This is a genomic window from Rhodococcus huquni, assembly GCF_055231055.1.
Genome location: NZ_JBUYWE010000018.1, coordinates 1 through 20,268 on the forward strand (window position 1 = coordinate 1; position 20,268 = coordinate 20,268).

21 protein-coding genes are annotated in these 20,268 nt (G+C 65.8%); 17 read left to right on the forward strand and 4 right to left on the reverse strand.

All coding sequences use genetic code 11. The features are described from left to right. Positions 1 to 278: HNH endonuclease signature motif containing protein (locus ACZI8R_RS20525; RefSeq protein ID WP_463381489.1), on the forward strand; the 278-nt coding region annotated here is incomplete at its 5' end. A gap of 106 nt (positions 279 to 384) precedes the next feature. After that, positions 385 to 777, forward strand: coding sequence for a PPOX class F420-dependent oxidoreductase (locus ACZI8R_RS20530; protein ID WP_463381490.1), 393 nt, complete (start codon positions 385 to 387; stop codon positions 775 to 777). Between the two features lie 15 nt (positions 778 to 792). On the opposite strand, the gene ACZI8R_RS20535 is transcribed toward ACZI8R_RS20530, so the two are convergent. After that, complete coding sequence (locus ACZI8R_RS20535) at positions 793 to 1,362, reverse strand: hypothetical protein (protein WP_463381491.1); 570 nt, start codon at positions 1,360 to 1,362, stop codon at positions 793 to 795. Positions 1,363 to 1,402: 40 nt separating this feature from the next. Between ACZI8R_RS20535 and pruA the strand changes: the two genes are divergently transcribed. From pruA to ACZI8R_RS20560, 5 genes are all read left to right on the forward strand, one after another. Further along, a complete protein-coding gene (gene pruA, locus ACZI8R_RS20540) occupies positions 1,403 to 3,040 on the forward strand; it encodes an L-glutamate gamma-semialdehyde dehydrogenase (RefSeq protein WP_463381492.1) in 1,638 nt (545 codons plus the stop codon). A 5-nt stretch (positions 3,041 to 3,045) separates the two neighbouring features. Continuing rightward, entirely contained in the window at positions 3,046 to 3,990 is a 945-nt protein-coding gene (locus ACZI8R_RS20545; protein ID WP_463381535.1) for a proline dehydrogenase family protein, read from the forward strand. Positions 3,991 to 4,025: 35 nt separating this feature from the next. Then, positions 4,026 to 4,688: a rhomboid family intramembrane serine protease gene (locus ACZI8R_RS20550; protein ID WP_463381493.1), complete on the forward strand. Its 663-nt coding sequence runs from the start codon at positions 4,026 to 4,028 to the stop codon at positions 4,686 to 4,688. Positions 4,689 to 4,700: 12 nt separating this feature from the next. Beyond that, positions 4,701 to 6,101 (forward strand): acyl-CoA synthetase, encoded by a 1,401-nt coding sequence (locus ACZI8R_RS20555; RefSeq protein ID WP_463381494.1) that lies wholly within the window; start codon positions 4,701 to 4,703, stop codon positions 6,099 to 6,101. 111 nt (positions 6,102 to 6,212) lie between these two features. Continuing rightward, positions 6,213 to 7,892: a substrate-binding domain-containing protein gene (locus ACZI8R_RS20560; protein WP_463381495.1), complete on the forward strand. Its 1,680-nt coding sequence runs from the start codon at positions 6,213 to 6,215 to the stop codon at positions 7,890 to 7,892. A 27-nt stretch (positions 7,893 to 7,919) separates the two neighbouring features. Here ACZI8R_RS20560 and ACZI8R_RS20565 read toward each other — a convergent pair whose 3' ends face one another. From ACZI8R_RS20565 to dapD, 3 genes are all read right to left on the reverse strand, one after another. Continuing rightward, a complete protein-coding gene (locus tag ACZI8R_RS20565; RefSeq protein WP_463381496.1) occupies positions 7,920 to 8,780 on the reverse strand; it encodes an acyl-ACP desaturase in 861 nt (286 codons plus the stop codon). 141 nt (positions 8,781 to 8,921) lie between these two features. Next, positions 8,922 to 10,241, reverse strand: coding sequence for an amino acid permease (locus tag ACZI8R_RS20570; protein WP_463381536.1), 1,320 nt, complete (start codon positions 10,239 to 10,241; stop codon positions 8,922 to 8,924). An 87-nt stretch (positions 10,242 to 10,328) separates the two neighbouring features. Next, positions 10,329 to 11,282 carry a 2,3,4,5-tetrahydropyridine-2,6-dicarboxylate N-succinyltransferase gene (gene dapD, locus ACZI8R_RS20575; protein WP_463381497.1) on the reverse strand — a complete coding sequence of 318 codons (954 nt, stop codon included), beginning with the start codon at positions 11,280 to 11,282 and terminating at the stop codon, positions 10,329 to 10,331. Between the two features lie 99 nt (positions 11,283 to 11,381). Between dapD and ACZI8R_RS20580 the strand changes: the two genes are divergently transcribed. The 10 genes from ACZI8R_RS20580 (at position 11,382) to ACZI8R_RS20625 (ending at position 20,264) form a co-directional block, all read left to right on the forward strand. Further along, the gene (locus ACZI8R_RS20580; RefSeq protein ID WP_463381498.1) at positions 11,382 to 12,338 is read left to right on the forward strand and encodes an SMP-30/gluconolactonase/LRE family protein; all 957 of its coding nucleotides are present in this window, start codon (positions 11,382 to 11,384) and stop codon (positions 12,336 to 12,338) included. A 32-nt stretch (positions 12,339 to 12,370) separates the two neighbouring features. Next, positions 12,371 to 13,441 (forward strand): succinyl-diaminopimelate desuccinylase, encoded by a 1,071-nt coding sequence (gene dapE, locus ACZI8R_RS20585; protein ID WP_463381499.1) that lies wholly within the window; start codon positions 12,371 to 12,373, stop codon positions 13,439 to 13,441. Between the two features lie 9 nt (positions 13,442 to 13,450). Then, on the forward strand, positions 13,451 to 14,260 hold the full coding sequence (locus ACZI8R_RS20590) for an LOG family protein (protein WP_463381500.1): 810 nt from the start codon (positions 13,451 to 13,453) through the stop codon (positions 14,258 to 14,260). Then, complete coding sequence (locus ACZI8R_RS20595; protein ID WP_463381501.1) at positions 14,254 to 14,802, forward strand: cytokinin riboside 5'-monophosphate phosphoribohydrolase; 549 nt, start codon at positions 14,254 to 14,256, stop codon at positions 14,800 to 14,802. Before ACZI8R_RS20590 ends, ACZI8R_RS20595 begins: the two co-directional genes overlap by 7 nt. 82 nt (positions 14,803 to 14,884) lie before the next feature. After that, complete coding sequence (locus ACZI8R_RS20600; RefSeq protein ID WP_463381502.1) at positions 14,885 to 16,657, forward strand: long-chain-acyl-CoA synthetase; 1,773 nt, start codon at positions 14,885 to 14,887, stop codon at positions 16,655 to 16,657. Between the two features lie 83 nt (positions 16,658 to 16,740). Beyond that, the gene (folP, locus tag ACZI8R_RS20605) at positions 16,741 to 17,640 is read left to right on the forward strand and encodes a dihydropteroate synthase (protein WP_463381503.1); all 900 of its coding nucleotides are present in this window, start codon (positions 16,741 to 16,743) and stop codon (positions 17,638 to 17,640) included. Further along, positions 17,637 to 18,563, forward strand: a complete 927-nt coding sequence (locus ACZI8R_RS20610) for a glucosyl-3-phosphoglycerate synthase (protein ID WP_463381504.1) — start codon at positions 17,637 to 17,639, stop codon at positions 18,561 to 18,563. The genes folP and ACZI8R_RS20610 overlap by 4 nt, the downstream gene beginning before the upstream one ends. Positions 18,564 to 18,629: 66 nt before the next feature. Beyond that, a complete protein-coding gene (locus ACZI8R_RS20615; protein ID WP_463381505.1) occupies positions 18,630 to 18,944 on the forward strand; it encodes a DivIVA domain-containing protein in 315 nt (104 codons plus the stop codon). Between the two features lie 208 nt (positions 18,945 to 19,152). Beyond that, the gene (locus ACZI8R_RS20620) at positions 19,153 to 19,320 is read left to right on the forward strand and encodes a DUF3117 domain-containing protein (RefSeq protein ID WP_003936084.1); all 168 of its coding nucleotides are present in this window, start codon (positions 19,153 to 19,155) and stop codon (positions 19,318 to 19,320) included. Positions 19,321 to 19,418: 98 nt separating this feature from the next. Then, complete coding sequence (locus ACZI8R_RS20625) at positions 19,419 to 20,264, forward strand: methyltransferase domain-containing protein (protein ID WP_463381506.1); 846 nt, start codon at positions 19,419 to 19,421, stop codon at positions 20,262 to 20,264. Positions 20,265 to 20,268 lie beyond the last annotated feature (4 nt).

Sequence of the window (20,268 nt, forward strand, 5' to 3'; positions counted from 1 at the left end):
CGAATTGCGGGGCACCACCGTCGTGGTGCGAAGGGCATCACATCGTGCATTGGGCCGATCACGGCCGGACGGATATGAACAATTTGGTGTTGTTGTGCGGGTTTCATCACCGACTGATTCACCACTCGGGATGGGAGGTGGTGATGGGTGCTGATCGGTATCCGTGGTTCCTGCCGCCGCGACTGCCGGGCAGTCGGCCGGTCTTGCCGTCGAACCGCCGCCCCGCCCGTCACACAGAGTCGGCACATGCAGGCCGGGCCGGACCCGACGCCGCCTGACACACCCGAGTACCGAGCAGCGCCGCCCACATGCACCACGGACGGCGCCAATCGGCATGTCATGTCTTCTTGACCTCGAGTGCGATTCGGGTTCTACGTTGGCGACATGATCTTTTCGAAGCAAGAACTCGACTATCTGTCCTCGCAGCACCTCGGCCGTCTCGCGACTGTTCAGCCGAACGGAACCCTGCAAGTCAGTCCAGTCGGATTCAGCGTGGACAGCGACAGTGGCACTATCGACATCCAGGGCTACAGCATGACTGCGAGTCGAAAGTTCAAGAATGTCGCCGACAACGGCAGAGTGGCGTTCGTCGTGGACGACCTGCCCTCGACCGATCCGTGGCGCGTCCGGTGCGTCGAGATTCGTGGCCGGGCAGAAGCGATCGACGCCACCGCCACCATTCGTGTCCATCCGGAGCGCGTGATCACTTTCGGTCTCGAGGGCACCGATCTCGACGTCCACTCGATGAAGGTCGACGCGCGAGACGTGAGCAGCTGACTCCAAGACAGCGGATCAGATAGCCACGATCGGTTCGTACCCCGCTGCCAGCACTGCGACGGTGGACGCCGGTGTCAGTAATGTCACCTGCCCGGTGCGAGGTCGGGGCAGGGGAGTGCCGTACCCGTTCGTCGACCACGGCACGATGCTCTCGTCGGTCGTCAGCATCGGCACGTCGTCGACACACACGAACGTCCCGAAGGGCAACGCAGCCCAGTCGGCGCGCTGCCTCTCGCCGAGTCGTTCACGGTGCAGTTGCGCATCCATTTCGTCCGCGGGCGGAGCGCCGCCCCATGCAGCTCGGTACGCGTTGTACCGCGGGCGTCGGCATTCCGCGCAGGGCCGATGTCCGGCGGCGAAGGCCACCGCCTCGTCGTGGAAGAACAGCACCGTGTAGCGGCCCTCTGCCCACTGTTCCACGCGTCGATCTCGGAAGTCCGTTTCGCAGGTGATCCAGCGCTTACCGGAGTGATGTCGGACGACCTCACGGTCTCGGTGCAGGCACCCGCGATTTCCCATGAACGACCCACGTAGAGGGGTGGCGACGATGTCCGAGAAAGGGGTGACTCGGTTTCGTGCCGACATGTGCCGAGCGTAGCTAACCTGGGAGCAGGAGGTAGGCGCCATGGACGCGATCACTCAGGTTCCGATGCCCACCAACGAGCCGGTGCACACGTATGCGCCGAACAGTCCCGAACGGGCAAGACTCCGATCGGCCCTCGCCGATATCGCCGCAGGTTCGGTGGACATTCCGCACGTCATCGGCGGGGTTCACCGTTCCGGCGAGGGCGAGAGGGTGGACGTCGTTCAGCCGCACCGACATTCTGCGGTCCTCGGCACCCTCCGCAATGCGACTCACGACGATGCGTCGGCTGCCGTCGAGGCCGCGGTCGCGGCGGCGCCGGCGTGGCGTGATCTGTCGTTCGACGACCGCGCTGCGGTGATCCTGCGGGCAGCTGATCTGTTGGCCAGGCCGTGGCGCGAGACCGTTGCCGCCGCAACGATGTTGGGCCAGTCCAAATCGGTGCAGCAGGCCGAGATCGACGCTCCGTGCGAACTGGTCGACTTCTGGCGATTCAATGTTCATTTTGCTCGTCAGATTCTGGCAAGCCAGCCGATTTCGTCTCCCGGGGTGTGGAACCGACTCGAGTATCGGCCGTTGGAGGGTTTCGTCTACGCGGTTACTCCGTTCAACTTCAGCGCCATCGCGGGTAACTTGCCGACGGCGCCCGCGTTGATGGGAAACACCGTGGTGTGGAAGCCGTCGCCCACGCAGACGGTGGCGGCGTACTGGACGATGAAGCTGCTCGAGGCGGCCGGGCTGCCGCCGGGGGTGATCAACCTGGTGACCGGCAACGGCGAGCCGGTCTCGGACGTGGCGCTTGCCGATCCCAGGTTGGCCGGGATTCATTTCACGGGTTCCACGAAGACGTTTCAGCATCTGTGGCAGCAGGTCGGCGCGAACATCGGCGGGTATCGCGGCTACCCCCGACTGGTCGGGGAGACCGGCGGGAAGGACTTCGTGGTCGCTCACGTTTCTGCGGACGAGACGGTCCTGCGGACCGCGTTGATCCGTGGCGCATACGAGTACCAGGGCCAGAAGTGTTCCGCGGCGTCACGTGCGTACGTGCCGCGCTCGTTGTGGCGCCGGATGCGCGACGAGTTTCTGGCCGAGGTGGATGCCATCTCGTACGGAGACATCACCGATCTCGACAATTTCGGTGGCGCCCTCATCGACCGACGCGCATTCGACAAGAGCGTCGCCGCGATCGAGCGGGCTCGTGGCAAGGCCGATCTCGACATCGCGGTGGGTGGGAAGTACGACGACAGCGTGGGGTATTTCGTGCGCCCCACTGTGCTGCTTTCGGAAGACGCACGGGACGAGTCGATGACCACGGAGTATTTCGGCCCGATCCTCACCGTGCACGTCTACGACGATTCGGGCCCGTCTGCATTCGAGGAGGTCCTGACGGCAGTGGACACGGCCGCCCCCTATGCGTTGACCGGTGCGGTGGTGGCGAACGACCGTCGGGCGGTGGCGCAGGCAACCAGTGCCCTTCGGTACACCGCCGGCAACTTCTACGTCAACGACAAGCCGACCGGTGCGGTGGTCGGCCAGCAGCCGTTCGGCGGCGCCCGCGCGTCGGGCACCAACGACAAGGCCGGCTCGATCCTCAATCTGATGCGGTGGGTGTCGGCCCGCACGATCAAGGAGACGTTCGTCCCGGCGACCGACCATCGTTACCCCCACATGGGCGAGTGAGTGCGGTGAGGGTGCCCGCGACGTTCGCGAATCCGCTGCGGCCGGCAATCCTCGCGGCCGCGGGTTCGCCGGGTATCGAGCGCGCCATCACGAAGGCTCCGATCACTCGGCGGATCGTCGACAGATTCGTGTCGGGGGAGAAGAGGGCGGATGCCATCGCAGCTGCAGGGGGCCTGCTCGAATCGGGGCGTGCGGTGTCGATCGACTTTCTGGGTGAGGACACCACGGATCTCGCCACGGCGCGGGCCACCGTGCAGGAATATCTCGAGCTGATCGATGAACTGCCGCACGGCACGCACGACGTGGAGGTCTCGGTGAAGCTGTCGGCGCTGGGGCGCGGACTCGGTCCCGGTGGCGAGGTGGTCGCTGCGGAGAACGCCCGGCTTCTCTGTGCTGCCGCGGAGGCAGCCGGCATCTGGGTGACGTTGGACGCGGAGGACCACACGACCACGGATTCGACCTTGGCGATCGCGCGGGCGCTGCGGCTCGAATTCCCGTGGCTCGGGGTGGTGTTGCAGGCCTACCTGCGGCGTACCGAGCAGGATTGCCTCGAACTCCGCGAACGTGGGTCGCGTGTGCGCCTGTGCAAGGGCGCGTACAACGAACCGGGGTCGGTGGCGTTCCGAGACAAGCACGACGTGGACGCGTCGTATCGGCGGTGCCTCGAGATCCTGTTCGAAGGGGAGGGCTATCCGATGGTCGCGTCCCACGATCCGGCGATGATCGCGGCCGTGGACACGCTGCGCGCCGACCGTACCGGCGACGAGTACGAGCATCAGATGCTGTTCGGAATTCGCGACGGTGAGCAGCGTCGCTTGGCGGGCGCGGGTCGCAGTGTTCGTGTCTACGTGCCGTACGGCGAGAAGTGGTACGGCTACTTCATGCGACGGCTGGCGGAAAGGCCGTCGAACCTGCGGTTCTTTCTCCGCGCGGTGGTGACGGACGACTGAAATGCCGCATTTCGGTCCGGCGGTAGAGTTGCCCCGTGGTTACTTCGGGTGCTGGACCGGCGGAATGGGCTCTGCTCGTCGTCGTTCTGGTGCTCGCGTTGGCCGCGGGCCGCGCCCGCGTGACCGCGGACGGGCACATTCCGCGGGCAGCCGTGTGGATCTGGGCGATCGTGGCGGTGCCGTCCTTGCTGCAGATCGTGCTGCCGGTGTTGCTCGATGCCTTCGAGCGTGATCCCGCGCTGATTCGGGACGGTCAGTGGTGGCGCATCCTCACCTCGGTGGCCGTGCAGGACGGGGGACTCGTCGGATCAGCAGTGAACCTGTTCGTCCTCGCCATCGTGGCCCCGGTGGCGGTGCGTTTCTGGGGTGCGTGGCGGGCGGTATTGCTCTTCGTCCTGGGGCAGGCGATCTTCGATCTGTTCACAGCCTTCGTATTCCCCTCGACAGGCGCGGGCAACTCGGCTGCGACGGTGGGGCTCGCGGCGTCGATGGTCGGGATGGTGGTCGCTGCGCACACGAGTCGACGGGAAGTGTGGCTCGCGGCGGGTGTCGTCCTGTCCGGTGTCGGTCTCGTCGCCCTGGATGATGCCCACGGTCTGGCGGTCCTGACCGGCACGATGCTCGGCGCTGCTCTGGCCACGGTGTCGCCGCCCCTCGATCGGAGTGCCTTTCCCGAACGCGTGAGAACGGGGCTGTGAGAAGCTGTCCGAGTGCTGCTGACCTCACTGAATCCTCTTGCCGTCGCGCGTGGTGACGACGATTCCGAAGCCATCCGAATCGGGGGCACCACGTTGTCCCGCAGCGATATTCTCGGCGCTGCCACCTCGGTGGCGGAGCGGGTCGCGCGGGCAGACCGGGTAGCAGTTCTCGCAACGCCGACCGCGAAAACGGTTCTTGCCGTCGTCGGCTGCCTCATCGCGGGAGTGGCGGTGGTTCCGGTTCCGCCGGACTCGGGCCGCGCCGAACGCGAACACATCCTCCGAGACTCGGGAGCCCAGGCATGGCTGGGCGAGACCGACGACGACACAGCCGGACTCCAGGTGGTGCCGGTCCGGTTGCACGCGCGGTCCTGGCACAGCTATCCGGAGCCGCCCGCATCTGCCACGGCGTTCGTTCTGTACACGTCGGGCACGACGGGGCCGCCGAAGGGAGTTCTGCTCAGCCGGGGTGCCATCGCTGCGGGTATCGACGGCCTCGCCGAGGCGTGGAACTGGACGTTCCGAGACACGGTCGTGCACGGGTTGCCGCTGTTCCACGTGCACGGTCTGATCCTCGGTGTGCTCGGTCCACTCCGGACCGGGAGCCGCCTGATTCATACCGGAAAGCCCAGCCCGGCAGCGTACGCAGAAGCGCGTGGATCGCTGTACTTCGGCGTCCCCACCGTCTGGTCACGAGTAGCACAGGACGAGGAGTCGGCCCGGGCGCTGTCCGGAGCACGTCTGTTGGTGTCGGGGAGTGCGCCGTTGCCCGTCTCGGTGTTCGAGCGACTTCGTGAACTGACCGGCCACGAGCCGATCGAGCGTTATGGAATGAGCGAAACGATGCTCACCCTCAGCACCAGGTTCGACGGTGAACGCAGGCCAGGGTGGGTGGGGTTGCCGGTTCGCGGTGTCGAAACCCGCCTGCGTGACGACGCCGGTGCGGACGTGCCACACGACGGCGAGAGCATCGGCAATCTTCAGGTTCGAGGGGCGACCCTGTTCGACGGGTACCTGAACCGGCCGGAGGCCACCGCGCAGTCGTGGACCGACGACGGGTGGTTCGTGACGGGTGACGTCGCGGTCGTCGACTCCGATGGATTTCACCGGATCGTCGGCCGGGCGTCGACCGACCTGATCAAGTCCGGCGGCTTCCGCATCGGCGCCGGCGAAGTCGAGGACGCACTACTGGTGCATCCGAGTGTGCGCGAGGCAGCGGTGGTCGGCCTACCGGATGCCGACCTGGGACAGCGAGTTGTGGCATTCGTCGTGGGGGACGACGTTTCCGAACAGGTGTTGGCCGACCACGTGGCGGCCGAACTGTCGGTCCACAAGCGACCGAGGGAGATTCGGGTGGTCGAGTCGTTGCCGCGCAATGCGATGGGAAAGGTTCAGAAGAAGAACCTTATGTGACCGAGCGGTAGCTCGGTTGACCGGCCAATTCTGGTGTTAGTCACAACGTTCGGAGACTGTGTCGCCGAGCGGCGCCTCGATATGATGTGCCCTGACATCTAGGGGGACCCAGTGGCCGGTGGCCGTCATTCGAGTATCGAAGATTCCAGACGCCCCTGGGGTTTCTACGCGCTGTGCGCCGTGGTGGTCGTGGGCCTCGTCGTGTCCACCGCAGTGGTCGTCGAGGCAGTTCGATCGTGGACTCGAAAGTGCGATGGCACCGAGGAATACACCCTCGCTGCCTCGCCGTCCATCGCCCCTGCGCTGCGGGAGATCCTCGACGGCGCCGACCCCGACGGCACGGGCTGCGCGACCTTTGCTGTCAGTGCTGTCAGCGAGGGGGAGGTCTCGCGCAGTCTCGGCAAGGCGGATGACGCGCCGGACCTGTGGATTCCCGATTCGGGGTCGTGGGTGCGGAAGGCGGGGCTCACTGCTGCCGGTCCAGTCGAGGTGGTCGACGGGTCGGTGGCGACCACTCCGATCGTGTTGGCATCCCGTGCGGGCGAATTGCCCGCTCCTGCGAGTTGGCTCGACGTATTGCGAATGGAGCATGTTCAGCTCGGAAACCCGTTGACTACTGGCACTGCGGGCGGACCTGTCTTCGCGGCGCTCGCCGAGGGGCAGTCCGACCCGGTGGTGGCAGGGACGGTCCGCAACGCGCTGGTGCCGTTGGCGCAGGAGGAGAGCGAACGTCTCGAGGACGAGCCGGTGGGCATCGACATGCTGCGAGGTGTGGCGGCCGAGGGCGGTGTCGCGGTGGCGACCGAGCAGGAGATGCTCGAGTTCTCTCGTGAAGACAGTGGAATGAAGACCGTGGGGTTGGACACGACTGCCACCGATACGGATGTGCCGGGCGAAATCGAGGCCGTGGTTCCGGCGACCGGTACCGCCTTCATGGACTTTCCTCTGGTCGTCACCGCTTCGGCGCCGAAACGGCACTACACGGCAACGTCCGTGGCCCGCGAGCTCTCGGCCGTGCTGGCCGGTGACGACGCGCGCACGTCCTTCGCGGACAACGGGTTCCGTGACGCCCGGGGAAGGCCGCTGGACACGGGTGTCGGCGACGTGACCGAGCTGGAACTGCAAGACGAGTCGATCGGCGACGAGGCGCTGGGGGCCTGGGCGCTGATGGCACAGCCCATCAGAACGCTCGTCGCCATCGACGTGTCGGGTTCGATGGCGGTGCCGGCAGGAGCCGAGACGCGTATGCAGTTGACGGTGCAGGCTGCCTTGGCTGGTAACGCGATGTTCCCGGACAGTGTGTCCGCGGGGCTGTGGGCCTTCTCCCAGGGACTCGGCGGGGAGGGGCGGGACTACGTGGAGATGGTGCCTGTTCGTCGATACGACACGGATGTGGACGGGCGCACTCAGCGTCAGGTGATGGCCGACCAGGCCAATGAGGTCGACAAGCTCGTCGGCGGGGGTACCGGCCTTTACGACACCACGCTGGCCGCCTTCCGCAACGTTCAAGCGACCTACGATCCACGCGCAGTGAACAGCGTCATCGTCCTCACCGACGGCTCGAACGAGGATCCGGATTCGATCGGCAAAGAACAACTGATAGATACTCTCGTCGAAGAGCAGGATCCGGCTCGACCGGTCATCATCGTCACCATCGGAATCACCGACGACGCCGATTCGCAGACACTGGCCGAGATTTCGCTTGCCACAGGTGGGTCGAGCTATATCGCGAAGAATCCGGCAGACATCGCGAATGTGTTCGTCAACGCTCTTGCGGATCGCGCGAGGTGACGTCGGCCGAGCCGACCTGAGACAGGCTCAGCCGACCAGGACCGGGCCGGTGGTCCGATAAGTGTCCAGAGTGTCGACGAAGGCGAGGATGCGGTCGCGTACTCGTTCGCCGATGGCAGTGAAGTCGTTGCGTTCGAATATGTTCCAGTGTCGCAACACCGGACGGATGACCTCCTCGACGTGGCGTCGGCGGTCGTAGATGCGGTGCGCACGGACGAGTGCCGTGTGGTGCCGGATGCTCGAGGTCGTCGATCCCGGCATCTGAAAGTTCATGACGACGTCGGCGACGGCTTTGATGGTCTGATCGGGCGCGAGATCGAAGGCGCCGGCGCACAGGTCGAGGTAGAAGCGCATGTGTAGATCGTCGTCTGCTGCGATTCGAGTGAGACCCTGCTGTACCGGTGTGCGCCCGCACATCGCGGCTGTGTTGCGGTGCGAGAGCGCGGCGGCCGCTTCCTGGAGCGTCACGTGCGCGGCCCAGTGCAGAAGATTGGCGCCTTCGAGCGAGGAGTCGATACCTACCGGAGTGGTGCTGGCGCGCACGCGTTCGAGCGCTGCCGGATCGACCCCACCGAACGCCACGAGTTGTTCGTGCAGGAAGGCTGTGTGCCGATTCTTCTCTTCGGCCCAGCGGTCGAGCCAGGTGGTCCACGGGTCTTTCGCGAGGCCGTTCCCGACCCTGGCGTGATAGGCAGGCGGAGTCGGGGTCGTCAGCAGCGAGACGATCATGGCCGATCGAGCGGCCGTGGGCAGTGGTGTGCTTGCCGCGGCGGGCCTGTGGTCTCGGGGATGCCACTCGGTCGTTGCCGACAGGTGACAAGCGAGATTCTGCTGGATCCTGGGCTGGAGGGCGCGCAGGATCTGCACCTGACTGAGAGGTCTCGGCACGGCACTCCGATCGATGTGGGGAACATGAACCTACTCGACAGTAAGTTCACGACCCGCACCGAAACAGGCCAGACGCAGTTTGTTGGGTGAGCTCGCAGAGTTGTCGTCCGAACGATTGGTCGGACTCACAAGTCGTCGGTCTCAGGCGTTGGTCTTCCGCCGCGAGCGAAGTCGCGAGTTCACGACCGCCAGGGCCGTGATGATCGCAAAGAGAACGGCGGTCGAGATCAACTGTGTCCGAGCGTCGGCGTCGAACAACATCAGCACGACGAATCCGCCGAGCATCGCGAGCGTGGCGTAGCTGAGGTAGGGGAACAGCCACATCCGGACGGAAAGGCGACCTTCGCGTTCGAGTCTTGGACGCAGACGCAGATGAGCGACGACGATGAAGATCCAGATGACGAGAAGGGCGGCACCCACCGCGTTGAGAAGGATGCCGAGAAGGTCGTCGGGAAGCCACCAGTTCAGGAGCACACTCACGAACCCGAAGAACACCGAGAGCAGGACGGCGTTGACCGGAACTCCGGAACCGGAGAGCCGTGACATGAGCGCCGGCCCGTCCCCGCGTCGGGCCAAGGAGAAGGCCATGCGCGAGGTGCCGTAGATGTTGGCATTGAATGCGGACAGCAGCGCTACGACGACCACCAGCTGCATGAAGCCGGATACGTAGGGGATGTTCGCCTGATCGAGGACCGCCACGAACGGGCCCTCGGGGCCGGTCAGGGCCGGCGAATCCCAGGGAACGACGAGAACCATGACTGCAATGGCGCCGATGTAGAAAAGGCTGATGCGCCACACCACGCTGCGTACGGCGGTGGCGATGGAGTGCTCGGGGTCTTCCGACTCCGCCGCGGCGATGGTGACGATCTCGATGCCGCCGAAGGCGAATGCCACTACCAGCAGACCGGCGGCCACGCCGGCGAAGCCCTGCGGCAGGAAGCCGCCGTGGCCGAAGAGGTTGGCCGTTCCCACCGGGTCGGTGTCGGGCAGCAATCCGAATACGAGAAGCACGCCGATCACCAGGAACGCGACGATCACAGTGACCTTGACGGCGGCGAACCAGAATTCGAACTCGCCGAAGTTGCTGACCTTGGCAAGGTTGATCACCGCGAAGAACACGACGAACGCGAGAGCCACGACCCACTGTGGAATCGACGGAACCCAGCCGCTCACGATGCGGGAGGCGCCGGTGATCTCGGCGCCGAGCACCATGATCAACATGAACCAGTAAAGCCAGCCCATGACGAAGCCGGCCCATTCGCCGATGCCGATTCGTGCGTAGTGGGAGAACGAACCGCTGGCCGGAATCGCGGCGCCCATCTCGCCGAGCATGCGCATGACGCACACGACGATGGCGCCGGCGATCACGTAGGAAACGAGGACGGCAGGACCGGCTTTCGCGATGCCCACACCGGTTCCGAGGAACAGTCCGGCTCCGATCGCGGAGCCGAGGCCCATCATCGTCAGGTGGCGGACCTTGAGCCCGTGCCCGAGGGTTTCGCGATCACCCGGAGTTGCAGTGGTGTCCTGCCGAACCTCGCTCACCGGTCAGTCGTTCGCGTGGAGAGCGGCGTTGAGTTCGACGCCGGTGCCCTTGGTCGGCACGACCTCGACGGCACCGGACACCGAGTTGCGGCGCAGCAGCAGGTTGGATCGACCACTGAGGTCCTTGGCCTTGACGACGGTTCCGTCGGGGCCGGTGACCTTGGTGCCGGCGGTGACGTAGAGCCCCGCCTCGACAACGCAGTCGTCGCCGAGCGAGATGCCCACGCCGGCGTTGGCGCCGAGCAGGCAGCGCTTGCCGACCTCGATGGTCTCCTTGCCGCCGCCGGAGAGCGTTCCCATGATCGAGGCGCCGCCGCCGACATCGGAGCCGTCGTCGACGACGACCCCGGCCGAGATGCGTCCTTCGACCATGGAGTTTCCGAGCGTGCCCGCATTGAAGTTGACGAAGCCCTCGTGCATCACGGTGGTGCCGCTGGCCAGGTGGGCGCCGAGGCGAACTCGGTCGGCGTCCGCAACACGGACACCCGACGGCACGACGTAGTCGACCATGCGGGGGAACTTGTCGATGCCGAACACGGTGACGGGGCCGCGGATGCGCAGGCGTGAACGGACCTTCTCGAAGCCGTCGACGGCGCACGGGCCGAAGTTGGTCCACACGACGTTGCTGAGCACGCCGAAGAGCCCGTCGAGGCTCAATCCGTGCGGTGCCACGAGACGGTGGGAGAGAAGGTGGAGGCGGAGGTAGGCGTCATAGGTGTCTACAGGCGCCTTCGACAGATCCGCGATTGTGGTCCGCACGACGACCTGCGAGACCTCACGCGCCTCGTCGTTGCCCGCGAGCAACGCAAGTTCCGAGGGGATGTCCGCGCCCTCGAGGTTCACGGTGCCCGCTTTGTCGAAGGTGCCGAGCGCCGGCTCGGGGAACCAGGTGTCGAGAACGGTCCCGTCCGCGGTCACGTTGGCGATGCCTACTGCTGATGCTCCCTGTGTGCTCACGGGTATAGAGATTACTTGCTCGTTGCTCCACCAGACCGGACCGGTCGGTGAATCAGTGGAAACCGTCCGTGCGCTGGTGCGCAGAGGCAGGATGGTCCGATGACTTCGAACCGGACCTGCGGCAAATCTGTCCGAGCATTCGTGTTGGCCTCGACTCTTCTGGCCGGCGCCGTGGTGAGTGTGGCCGGTGCGCCGACGGCGGCTGCGGCTCCGGTGTGTCCCGGCGCAGGGCAACCCCCGGTGCTGGTGGGTTCGGTGCCGGGCGCCGCGTTGGAGGGGGCCATCGTGGACGGGGACGGTCGGCTCTACACGACCGACGCGATCAGCGGCCGGATCTTCCGCTTCGACGCACCCGGGGCGCCTGCGGTCCCGATGGCCACGGCGCCGGGCGGCGCGGGCGCGGGTGGGCTCGCCTGGGCGTCCGACGGAAGTCTGTTGGTCGGGTACGGATCGGGGAGTCCGAGCGTCGTCGTCGGAGACACTGCACGGCCGGGTTCGGTGGCGAAGGTGAACGTGGCGACCGGCGCGGTCACGCCGTTCGCATCCGGGCTCAGCGCGGCGAACGGTCTGGATGTCGGACCGGACGGTGTCACGTATGCGACCAACGACTTCGCGTCGAACATCGGCCGTATCTCGCCGGACGGCTCGGTGCAGTCCGATTGGGCGTCGGTGCCCAGCGCCAACGGTGCTGCTGTCACTTCGGACGGCAAGTACCTGTTCGTCGCTCAGACCTTCGCGGACCCGGGTGTCACCCGTATCCCGATCGCAAATCCCGCGGCGCCCGAGAAGTGGTTGGGACTCGGTGGGGCGGACCTGGTCGCCGCACCGGACGGCCTGGTTCTCGACTCGCAGGACCGGCCGGTCGTTCCGGCCAACGCACTCGGCGAGATCTGGCGCGTGGACGGTCCTGGACAGCATTGCACCCTGGCGTCGGGGTTGCCGCTGTCGAGCGTCCTCGCCTACGGAAAGGGTGATTCGGGGTTCTCGCACGGCCGCCTGTTCCGCGCGGGATTCGACGGTGCCGTCTACGAGATCCCCGGTGGGTTCGACAGCTGAACGCTTCGGCGCGTCCCACTAGTGTGGTCAGCGTGAGCAGCCTCGATCTTCGTGCCGACCCGATAGACCTGACCGCCGCGCTGGTGGACATTCCGAGTGTGTCGCACGACGAATCCGCCATCGCAGCAGCGGTGGAGGCCGCCCTGCGCGAGCAGACCTCGGGATTCGAGGTGATCCGTAACGGCAATGCGGTGCTGGCTCGCACCGATCGGGGTCTGCCGAGCCGGGTCATGCTGGCGGGGCATCTCGACACCGTTCCGATCGCCGACAACGTGCCCTCGCGGCGCGAAGGGGACATTCTGCACGGGTGCGGAACGGTCGACATGAAGTCGGGCGACGCGGTGTTCCTGCACCTGGCTGCGACCATCGCCGACCCTGCTCACGATCTGACTCTGGTGTTCTACGACTGCGAGGAGATCGCCGCCGTCCACAACGGGCTGGGCAGGATCGAGCGCGAAATCCCGGATTGGTTGCAGGCCGACGTCGCGATCCTGGGGGAGCCGACGGGGGCACTGATCGAAGCGGGCTGCCAGGGCACGTTGCGGGCGCGCCTGACCACGGCGGGCACCCGTGCGCACTCGGCGCGTTCGTGGCTCGGCGACAACGCGATCCATCGTTTCGCTCCAGTTCTCGAACGGCTTGCCGCATATCGTGCGCGGAAGGTCGACATCGACGGATGCGAATACCGCGAGGGCCTCTCCGCGGTGCGGATCGAGGGCGGCGTGGCCGGAAATGTCGTTCCGGACGAAGCGGTGATGGACGTGAACTTCCGATTCGCGCCGGATCGCAGTGTGGACGAGGCCATCGCGCACGTCCGTGAGGTGTTCGACGGCATCGATCTCGGGTTCGAGATCACCGACTCGTCGCCCGGGGCGCTGCCCGGACTGTCGGACCCCTCTGCCGCCGCGCTTATCGAGGCGGCCGGCGGAGAAGTCCGCGCGAAGTACGGCTGGACGGACGTCTCCCGCTTCTCCGCGCTGGGTATCCCCGCCGTCAACTACGGTCCGGGCGACCCGAACCTCGCACACAAGCGTGACGAGCACGTACCCGTTCAGCAGATCACCGACGTGTCTGCCGTGCTCCGCCGCTACCTGACTCGCTAGCCTGACCGCATGGCACCACAGAAGAACAGCGGCGGACCGCAGGGTCGTCAATCCTCGTCGGTGAAGTTCCGCGGCCCGATTCAGCTCCGGCGCGATCGGGTGGACGACGGAACGACCACGGACGAACGCCTCCTCGACGAGCGTGGGCCGACCGACTGGGTGCATACCGACCCGTGGCGTGTGCTGCGCATTCAGAGCGAGTTCGTCGAGGGCTTCGGGGCGCTCGCCGAGGTGCCGCGGGCGGTCACGGTATTCGGATCGGCTCGCACTCCGGTCGACCATCCGGAATACGAGGCGGGCCGTGCGCTCGGTGCGGGGCTCGCCGAGGCCGGATTCGCCGTGATCACCGGCGGCGGTCCGGGCGTCATGGAAGCGGCAAATCGTGGCGCGTGCGAGGCCGGCGGATTCTCGATCGGGCTCGGTATCGAGTTGCCGTTCGAACAGGGGCTCAACGACTGGGTCGACCTCGGTATCAACTTCCGGTATTTCTTCGCTCGCAAGACGATGTTCGTGAAGTACTCCCAGGCGTTCGTCTGCCTGCCCGGCGGCTACGGGACGCTCGACGAGCTGTTCGAGGCGCTGACCTTGGTGCAGACCAAGAAGGTGACTCGTTTTCCGATCGTGCTTCTGGGGACCGAGTACTGGTCGGGTCTCGTCGACTGGCTCAGGAGTTCGCTCGAGCGCAGCGGAAAGATCTCCGAAGGTGACCTCGACCTGCTGTACGTCACGGACAGTGTCGAGGAGGCCGTCGGAATCGTCGTGGATTCTCAGACCGGTATCGACGAGGCCGCGCTCACCGGAACCGAAGACCTGTGGTGACGCCTGCGAAGTTCTCGGTGTGCGTGTACTGCGCATCGGGGCCCGTCGCCGAGCAATACCTGGAACTGGCTCGTGCACTGGGTACCGAGATCGGCAAGCGCGGATGGCAATTGGTGTCCGGCGGCGGCAACGTCTCGATGATGGGCGCGGTGGCCGAGTCCGCACGTGACGCGGGCGGAAACACCGTGGGAGTCATACCGAAGGCCCTGGTGCATCGGGAGGTTGCCGATGTCGATGCGGACGAACTCGTCGTCACCGACACCATGCGCCAGCGCAAGCAGATCATGGAGGACCGAGCGGATGCCTTCATCACGCTGCCCGGCGGCATCGGCACTCTCGAGGAACTGTTCGAGACGTGGACCGCCGGATACTTGGGAATGCACGACAAGCCGGTGGTTCTGCTCGATCCGTTCGGGCACTACGACGGCCTGATGACGTGGCTGACCGGACTCGAGGACGGCGGCTTCGTGGGCCGTACAGCACTCGAAAGGCTCGTCTCCACGGAAGATGTCACCACTGCGCTGGACGCATGTGTGCGCTGAGTCACGCGGCCGACCGTGATGACGCGCAATGTTACTTTGCAGTAAGGTGACGTGACTCATACTCGCGTTTCTAGGGGAAACTATGCGCTCTGAAGCACCGTCGACGATCGGGATTCTGGATTTCGTTCGCCAGATTCCGGCCGTGATTCCGGATCTGCCGATCATGGCTCGTGGAGTCAAAGGTCTGATCCGGAAGCCGGATGCTCGCGAGTCGATCGGGTTGGTCTTCCAGAAGGCTGCCAAGGCGAACCCGAAGCGGCCCTTCATTCGCTTCGAGGGTGACTCGATCACCTACGAAGAGGCGAACGAGCGAGTCAACCGTTACGCGCACGCGCTCGAGGACCTCGGTGTGGTTCGCGGCGACGTCGTCGGAATCCTGGGCAAGAACACCCCTGAAACACTCCTGGTGGCGCTTGCCACGGTGAAGTTGGGCGCCACCGCGGGCATGCTCAACTACAACCAGCGCGGTGAGGTGCTCGCGCACAGCATCTCGCTCCTCGAGGGCAAGGCGCTCGTCGTGACCGAGGCGTGCAGCGAGGCGCTCGATTCGCTCGACGAGAAGCCCGCGACCGCGGTGGTACCCCTCGCCGATCTCGAGCGTTCGGCCGAGAAGTCGGATTCTTCGGACCCGGCGGTGTGCGCGCAGATCCAGGCCAAGGAGAAGGCGTTCTACATCTTCACCTCGGGTACGACGGGTATGCCCAAGGCGAGCCTGATGAGCCATTTCCGGTGGCTCAAGAGCATGTCCGGACTGGGGAGTCTCGGCGTGCGCCTGCGCCCCGACGACACCCTGTACTGCTGCCTGCCGCTCTATCACAACAACGCACTGACGGTGTCGCTGTCTTCGGTCCTTTCCTCGGGCGCGACTCTCGCCGTCGGACGGCAGTTCTCGGCGTCCAAGTTCTGGTCGGACGTCGAACGCAACGACGCGACGGCGTTCACCTACATCGGTGAGCTGTGCCGGTACCTGATCAATCAACCGGAGAAGGCGTCGGATTCGAACAACTCGGTGCGATTGATGGTCGGAAACGGCCTGCGACCGGAGATCTGGACCGAGTTCAAGGAGCGTTTCGGCATCGACCGGGTCGCGGAGTTCTACGGCGCCAGCGAGTGCAACATCGCGTTCATCAACGCATTGAACTTCGACAAGACCGCGGGCATCTGCCCACTTCCGCACGCGGTCGTCGAGTTCGACGAGGACACGGGTCAGGCCAAGCCTGCCTCCGACGGCCGTCTGCGGAAGGTGGGCACCGGCGAGGTCGGACTACTGCTGTCCAAGGTCACCGACCGCGCCCCGTTCGACGGCTACACCGACGAGTCCGCCACGAACAAGAAGCTCATCCGCGACGGCTTCGACGAAGGTGACTGCTGGTTCGACACGGGCGACCTCGTCCGTCGACAGGGCCTCGGCCACGTCGCGTTCGTGGACCGCCTCGGCGACACGTTCCGCTGGAAGGGTGAGAACGTGGCGACCACCGAGGTGGAAGGTGCGCTCGGCGCCCACCCCGCGGTGGAGCAGGCAGTGGTCTACGGAGTGGAGATTCCGGGCACCGACGGTCGCGCCGGCATGGCCGCGATCACCCTGCACGAGGGCCAGTCCTTCGACGGAAAGGACGTCGCCGAGTTCCTGTACTCGAGGCTTCCGGTCTACGCCGTGCCGCTCTTCGTGCGGGTCGTGGATTCCTTGGAGCAGACGTCCACGTTCAAGAGTCGCAAGGTCGAACTCCGCAAGGAGGGCTACGGCGTCGAGGATTCGAGCCGGCTGCACGTGCTTGCCGGGCGCGAATCCGGCTTCCGTGAGTCGTACGACGGGTACGTCGAGGAGGTCGCAGCGGGGGCCCTGCCTCGCGGCTAGCGGACTGTACTTCCTCGCGGCCGATGGGTGCTGCCCCCTCGGGGCCGACGGGCGTTCGGGCGGGGCGTGCCAATATTGGGACCATGCGCGTGCCCCCTGATTCTCCGTCACCGGCTTCTCCGTCGCCGACGCTGTGCGGGCGCCCGGTCGCAGTGGACCGGGCGCTGGTCATGGCCATCGTCAACCGCACCCCCGACTCTTTCTACGACCGCGGCGCGACGTTCTCCGACGACGCGGCGATGGCAGCGGTGGAGCGGGCCGTGGGGGAGGGCGCCGATGTCGTCGACATCGGGGGAGTGAAGGCCGGGCCGGGCGAGCTCGTGGACGCGAACGAGGAGATTCGACGGGTCGTGCCGTTCGTCGCTGCGATCCGGGGGCGATTTCCGGACCTGCTGATCAGTATCGACACCTGGCGCGGTGAGGTTGCCCGTCTCGCGTGCGCCGAGGGCGCCGATCTCGTGAACGACACGTGGGCGGGCGCGGACCCCAGTCTCGTCGAGGTTGCCGCGGAAGTGGGTGCGGGCATCGTCTGTTCGCATACGGGCGGCGCGGTTCCGCGCACCCGCCCGTTTCGGGTGCGCTACACCGATGTCGTCGAGGACGTGCGTCGTGACGTGGTGGCCGCGGCGGAGAATGCGGCGCGAACAGGAGTGCCGAAGGACTCGATTCTGATCGATCCGACCCACGATTTCGGCAAGAACACCTTCCACGGGCTCGAGTTGTTGCGTCGAGTGGACGATCTTGTAAATACCGGATGGCCAGTGCTGATGGCGCTGAGCAACAAGGATTTCATAGGGGAGACTCTTGGTGTAGGACTCGACGAGCGGTTGGAGGGAACATTGGCAGCGACAGCGATGGCCGCAGCAGAAGGCGCCCGGATGTTCCGTGTTCACGAGGTGGCGTCGACCAGGCGTGTGGTCGAGATGGTGGCGGCAATTCAAGGTCTTCGTGCTCCGGCTCGTACCGTGCGGGGGCTGACGTGAGTGCCCCGCAGGTGGCGTCCGAGTTGTGGGAGGACGCCAATACCTGGGATCAGCCGTCGTGGAGCATCGCCGAGCTCGAGCGGGCGAAGGCCGGCCGAACGGTGTCGGTGGTTCTCCCGGCACTCGACGAGGAGCAGACGGTCGGTGCGGTGGTGGACACCATTCACCCGCTGTTGGGTGGCCTCGTCGACGAACTGATCGTGCTCGACTCGGGTTCGCAGGACCTCACCGCGGAGCGTGCGCGGGCTGCGGGTGCCACGGTGGTCAGCAGGGAAGAGGCCGTGCCGAGTGTCGCGCCGGTCTCGGGCAAAGGTGAGGTGCTCTGGCGTTCGATCGCCGCGAGTACGGGCGATCTCATCGCCTTCGTGGACTCCGACCTCGTGAACCCAGATCCTGCGTTCGTGCCGAAGCTTCTGGGGCCATTGCTCACCGGTGACGGCGTTCATCTAGTGAAGGGGTACTACCGCAGACCACTGCGAGTGAGCGGCACGGAGGATGCCAATGGGGGAGGCCGCGTGACCGAACTCGTCGCGCGGCCGATGTTGGCGTCGCTACGGCCCGAACTGGCGCGAATTCTGCAGCCGTTGGGTGGCGAGTACGCCGGCACTCGTGAGCTGCTGTCCGCGGTGCCGTTCGCTCCCGGGTACGGGGTCGAGATCGGGCTGCTGCTCGACACCTACGACCGGCTGGGGCTCGGCGCGATCGCTCAGGTCAATCTGGGCGTGCGCAAGCACCGGAATCGGCCGTTGTCCGAGCTCGGCGTGATGAGCAGGCAGATCATCGGAACGATGATGCGGCGCTGTGGCGTGGAGGATTCGGGCGCGGGACTCACTCAGTTTCTCGTCGACGGTGATTCGTTCGTGCCGTCCACGACAGCTGTGGATCTGACGGACCGGCCGCCGATGAACACGATTGTTCGATAGCGGCTGTTCGGTAGCAAGGCCGCCCTGTGAGCGCGGTCCGTGGAGTCGGCGTGACAGGATCGAGTGATGTTGACGGCTCTGTTGTATCTCCTCGTCATGGTCTTCGTCGGTGCGGTGCTGTTCTTCGTGGCCAGCGCCGTGTTCGGTCGGTCCGAGGAGCTCGCGCCGATCCCGCCCGGCACCACTTTCACGGCTCTTCCCGTCACCGGGGTGACCGGGAACGACGTGCGGGAGTTGCGGTTCCAACAGACGCTGCGCGGTTACAAGGCGAGCGAGGTGGATTGGGCGCTCGATCGTCTCGGGGGTGAGATCGATTCTCTCCGTGAGAAAGTCGCGTATCTGGAGGGGGCCGCTACTCGAGACTCTCGGAGCGCCGACTGACGGTGTCTCGCGCCCGCATCGTTGCAGGCCATGGCTCGAAAAGGGCTCACACAGGGTGCCTGTAAGTCAAATGTTCAACTTTATTCCGACTCAGGTTCCCGGTCCGCACGTCGATAGGGAAGAATGGAGCGCACAAGCCTCGGTTTCGGTCGGGGAGAATTGTCAGTCGAGGCGCACGCAGGCAGCGCAGATCTGGAGGGAGCAGAGGATGGCGGCCATGAAGCCCCGGACCGGAGACGGTCCCCTCGAAGCAACCAAAGAGGGACGAGGAATCGTCATGCGGGTTCCCTTGGAGGGCGGTGGCCGTTTGGTCGTCGAACTGACCCCGGAGGAAGCTGCCGCATTGGGCGAGGAGCTCAAGGGCGTCACCAGCTAGTCGGTGGGATATACAACCTCATATGACAGGCCCCGCTCGCACACGTCGACGCGGGGCCTGCCACATGTCTCGGTGAACGTGGACGGGAGGTGCGGCGAATGCTGTCCGATGTGACCGACCTCTTGGCGTGTCCGCAATGTACGTCGGCGGTCGATATGGAGTCGGACGGTGGATCCGACGTCGTCGTGTGCACGCTCGGCCACCGATTCGATGTGGCGCGCCAGGGCTACGTGAGCCTCGCGACGGGTGCGGCGTCGAAGTTCGACGGTGACAGTCCCACCATGCTCGACGCGCGTGCGCTGTTTCTGGACGGCGGCCATTACGTACCGCTGGTCGACGCGGTGTCCGAGGTGGTCGAACGAACGGATTCCGGGGCGCGGGTGCTCGAGGTGGGCGCAGGCACCGGCCACTATCTGGCAGGTGTGCTCGATCGGTGCGTCGACTCGCGAGGGGTGGGCCTCGACGTGTCGAAGTACGCGGCCAGGCGGATCGCGAAATCTCATCCACGAGTCGGTGCCGTCGTCGCGGACGCGTGGGCCCGGCTGCCGGTCGGAGACGGTGCCGTGACCGACGTTCTCTGCGTGTTCGCCCCGCGCAACGCGGCAGAGTCGCACCGAGTGCTGGCGCCGGGTGGGCGTCTCACCGTCCTGACCCCGACGGACCGTCATCTCACCGAGTTGATCGACGCCCTCGGGATGGTGCACGTCGACGACAGCAAGGTGGAGCGGCTCGATGCCGCCACGTCCCAATTCTTCGCCCGCCCGCAGCGTTCGAACGTCGAGTTCACGATGGAACTGCGCCACGAGGACATCCTGCGACTCGTCGGAATGGGCCCCACGGCGCGCCATCTCGGACCCGAGGCGCTGTCGGAGAAAGTCGCGGAGCTGCCGCCGCGCTCGACCGTCACCGCGTCGGTGACGGTCTCGACCTACGACCGTCGGTGAGTGA